This window comes from Streptomyces sparsus, from assembly GCF_054776295.1.
Window position 1 is genome coordinate 1 of the sequence record NZ_BAAHCA010000410.1, and the last position, 4297, is coordinate 4297.

The window sequence follows — 4297 nt, forward strand, 5'->3', positions numbered from 1 at the left end:
CGGAGACGTCCGCCTGGCGGGAGTTGGCCCGGTCGCTGGGTGCGGGCGCCCGGCTCCACCGGCCCGGCGGGCCGGACTACCGCAAGCGGGCGGAGCCGGACAACCTGCGGTACGCCGGTGTGCGGCCCGCCGGCATCGTCTCCTGCGCGGAGACCGCGGACGTGCAGGCGGCGGTGCGGTGGGCGACCAAGCACGGTGTACCGCTGGTGCCTCGCTCGGGCGGCCACAACTACGCGGGCCACTCCACCACCACCGGGTTGCTGATCAGCCTGCGTGAGATGAACGACGTGCGCGCACAGGGCAGTTGGCTGCGGGTGGGTGGCGGTGCGACCAACTCCGACGTCTACCGGGCGCGCGCGTCCAACCTGTACTTCCCCGGCGGGCGCTGCCCGGAAGTCGGGGTGGCCGGACTGACCTTAGGCGGCGGGCTCGGCTTCAACGACCGCAAGTGGGGGCTGACCTGCGACCGGCTGGTGGCGACCGAGGTGGTGCTCGCGGACGGCACGGTGGTGCGGGCCGACGACCGGCGGAACACCGATCTGTTCTGGGCCTGCCGGGGCGGGGCGGGCGGCAACTTCGGCATCAACACCGCCTTCGCGTTCCGCCCGGTGTCCGTGGCGCAGCAGACCGCCACCGTCTTCGATCTCGTCCTTCCACTCGATGCCGGAGTGCGGGTGATGGCCGCGGTGCAGGGGGTGCTGGACGGCGACCGGGCCGGAGACTTCGACCTGCGCGTGGGCTTCACCCATCCCGGCAGCAGCCGCGGCAGCGGTGGCGGCTCCGTCGCGCTGCTCGGCCAGTACCTCGGTGACGAGGGCCGGCTGCGTCGACTGCTGGCGCCGGTACTGGAACTGCGTCCGACGAGGACGTTCATCGAGCAGCGCCACTTCTGGGCGGCGCAGGACCACCTGATGGCGAAGCCGGAGCGGTCGGCGATGGCGACGAAGTCGCTGGTGCCCAACCGCTGGCTGGACGGGAGCACGGTCGCCGAGATCGTCGAGTGGACGCGCGGCTGGCAGCCCGGGGAGGCGGGTGGCACCGGCTACGTCACGCTCTTCGCGATGGGCGGTCTCAGTGCCGTGCCGGGGCACGGGGAGACGGCGTACCCGCACCGCGACGCGACCTTCGTCATCGACATCGGCACCCACTGGACGCCGGGCGCTGCGGCCGGGAGCGTGCGCGGGCTGCTCGACCAGACCGCCGCCATCCACCGCACGCTCAGCCGCCGGCTCGGCACCACCGCCGCCTACGTCAACTTCCCCGACCCGGACCTGACCGACTGGCACTCCGCGTACTACGCGGGCAACTACGGTCGCCTCGTCGACGTGAAGCAGCACTACGACCCGCAGCGCGTCTTCCACTACGGCCAGGCGGTCGGTTCGGACTGACCCCCTCGCCACACCGGCCGCTCCGGCCCCTCACACACCGCGTCGCCGCCTGCTCGGGGGCGGGCGGCGACGCGGGACCACCACTCGGGTCGGAGCCGCCCGCCGGGGACCCGCCCGGCCTCACATGTGGTCGATGGCGGTGAGGTCGATGCTGATGTCGAAGGGCACGGAGAGCTTGAGCCGGTTGTGATGGATACCGGTGACGGCGTAGGCGCGGGTGGCCGGGTCCAGTTCGTAGACGTAGACGACCGGCTGGTCCTGTTCGCCGGTCATCTCCACCCGCCAGAAGTGCGGGATGCCCGCCGCGGCGTACTTGTGGGGCAAGGTGTCCCGGTCTCGCTCCTCCGAGTCCGGGGAGACCACCTCCACGGCGAGCACCACGTCGGCCGCCTCGTAGCGGCTCTGCCTGCGGTCGCGCACGGCCTCAGCGCGCAGTACCACCAGGTCGGGCTCAGGCACCGTCTTGGCGGTCAGCACCACCGCCATCTCACGGCGCACGCGGAAGTGCTCGGGCACGTCCGTGCGTAGTCCGTGCACCAGTAGGTCCAGTGCGAGCGAATGAAACTCCCGCTGCGGGCTCACGAAAACCAGGCTCCCGTCGATCAGCTCGGTGTGCGGCGGGAGGTCCGGCAGCGTGAACAGGTCGTCCACCGTCCAGCCGTCCTGCGGCGGCATCGGCCAGCGCGGAACGGGGGCGGCAGCGCCGTCACCCACGACGGACGCTTCGGGCAGGGGCGAGGCGGTCATGGTTCCTCCCATGGCACGAGCATGGAGCCTTCGGCCAGCGTGCCCACCGAAAACGCCGCCACCATCGTTCGAACGAGCGAACGACGGCAGCGGCGGTTGACCGAGCGGGGCGCGGGGCAGCGGGGCTCAGCGGGGGCCGGAAGGGCGGCCCGCGGTCACTCCCACTCGATGGTGCCCGGGGGCTTGCTGGTGATGTCCAGCACCACCCGGTTGACGTCCTTGACCTCGTTGGTGATGCGGGTGGAGATCTTGGCCAGCACGTCGTAGGGCAGCCGCGACCAGTCCGCCGTCATGGCGTCCTCGGAGGACACCGGGCGCAGCACGACGGGGTGGCCGTAGGTGCGGCCGTCGCCCTGGACGCCGACCGAGTGCACGTCGGCCAGGAGGACCACCGGGCACTGCCAGATCTCGCGGTCCAGGCCGGCGGCGGTCAGTTCCTCGCGGGCGATGGCGTCGGCCTCGCGGAGCAGGTCGAGCCGCTCCTTGGTGACCTCACCGACGATGCGGATGCCGAGACCCGGGCCGGGGAACGGCTGGCGCTGGACGATCTCCTCGGGCAGGCCCAGTTCCTGGCCGACCATGCGGACCTCGTCCTTGAACAGCTGCCGCAGCGGCTCGACAAGCTGGAACTCCAGGTCCTCGGGCAGCCCGCCGACGTTGTGGTGCGACTTGATGTTGGCGGTGCCGGTGCCGCCGCCGGACTCGACGACGTCCGGGTAGAGCGTGCCCTGCACCAGGAACGCGACCTCTTCGCCCTCGGCGCCGGCTTCGGCGACCAGTTCCGCCTGGGCCTGCTCGAAGACGCGGATGAACTCGCGTCCGATGATCTTCCGCTTCTGCTCCGGGTCGCTCACCCCGGCCAGCGCCGAAAGGAAGCGCTGCTCGGCGTCGACGACCTTGAGCTGGACGCCGGTGGCGGCGACGAAGTCCTTCTCGACCTGCTCCGTCTCACCCTTGCGCATCAGACCGTGGTCCACGTAGACGCAGGTCAGCTGGTCGCCGATGGCTCGCTGCACCAGCGCGGCGGCGACCGCGGAGTCCACTCCGCCGGAGAGGCCGCAGATCGCGCGCTTGCTGCCGACCTGGGCGCGGATGGCCGCGGTCTGCTCCTCGACGATGTTGCCCGCCGTCCAGTCCGGGCTGATGCCCGCGCCCCGGTAGAGGAAGTGCTCCAGGACCTGCTGGCCGTGGGTGGAGTGCAGCACCTCGGGGTGGTACTGGACGCCGTAGAGCTTCAGCCGGTCGTTCTCAAAGGCCGCGACGGGCACCACATCGGTGGACGCCGTGACCTCGAAGCCCTCGGGTGCGGCGGAGCAGGCGTCGCCGTGCGACATCCACACCTGCTGGTCCAGCGGCGTGCCCTCGAACAGTGTCGAGCCGGCCTTGGAGACGCTCAGCGCGGTGCGGCCGTACTCCCGGGCGCCGGTGTTGTCGACCGTGCCGCCGAGCACCTGGGCCATCAGCTGGAAGCCGTAGCACATGCCGAAGACGGGCACTCCGGCTTCGAACACCGCCCGGTCCAGGCCCGGCGCCTCCTCGGCGTAGACCGAGGACGGACCGCCGGAGAGGATGATCGCCTTCGGGTTCTTCGCGAGCATCTCGGCCACCGGCATGGTGGACGGCACGACCTCGCTGTACACCCGGGCCTCGCGGACCCGGCGGGCGATGAGCTGGGCGTACTGCGCGCCGAAGTCGACGACGAGGACCGGGTCCGGGGTGCCGGCCTGATCGGGCGCGGCATGGGGCGTTGAAGCCACGAGGCTGCCTTTCGGCGGTGGAGCGGGAGGAATGCCCCCGAGTCTACCGGCCCCGGCGTTGGCTCCCGCCCGGCGCTGGGGGCATACTGGGCCCGTGACTCCGCAGACCACCAGCACGTCCTTCTGGTTTACCTATGGCACCGGCCCGACCGGTTGCCGTGGGTGGCGTCGCTGAGCACAAGGACAACGACTTCACCGGGCGCCCCGGGCCGATCAAGGCCCGGGGCGTCTGGCGTCTCTCCTCCCGGGTCCGTCGGTCCCAGGGCCCCGCACCCAGCCCCGAGGAGAAGACCCATGACCACCAGCACCGACATCCCCGCACCCGACGGCGTCCGCACGCCCCGCGGCGTTCCCGCACCCGCCGACGCCCCCGCGGCTACCGGCACCGGTCCCGTCACCGCCGGC

General features: G+C 71.8%; 3 protein-coding genes. 1 reads left to right on the forward strand and 2 read right to left on the reverse strand.

The features are described 5' to 3' along the window. On the forward strand, window positions 1–1388 hold a 1388-nt coding region (locus tag ACYVE9_RS17410; protein ID WP_461028796.1), incomplete at its 5' end, for an FAD-binding oxidoreductase. Between the two features lie 120 nt (window positions 1389–1508). On the opposite strand, the gene ACYVE9_RS17415 is transcribed toward ACYVE9_RS17410, so the two are convergent. Together ACYVE9_RS17415 and guaA are read right to left on the reverse strand one after the other, a co-directional pair. Beyond that, window positions 1509–2135 (reverse strand): Uma2 family endonuclease, encoded by a 627-nt coding sequence (locus tag ACYVE9_RS17415; protein WP_461028797.1) that lies wholly within the window; start codon window positions 2133–2135, stop codon window positions 1509–1511. Window positions 2136–2290: 155 nt separating this feature from the next. After that, the gene (gene guaA, locus ACYVE9_RS17420; RefSeq protein ID WP_461028798.1) at window positions 2291–3892 is read right to left on the reverse strand and encodes a glutamine-hydrolyzing GMP synthase; all 1602 of its coding nucleotides are present in this window, start codon (window positions 3890–3892) and stop codon (window positions 2291–2293) included. Between the last annotated feature and the right edge of the window lie 405 nt (window positions 3893–4297).

Excerpts from the sequence above, each read along its gene's own strand:
- ACYVE9_RS17415 (WP_461028797.1), bottom strand. The coding sequence starts at position 2,135 with ATGACCGCCTCGCCCCTGCCCGAAGCGTCCGTCGTGGGTGACGGCGCT.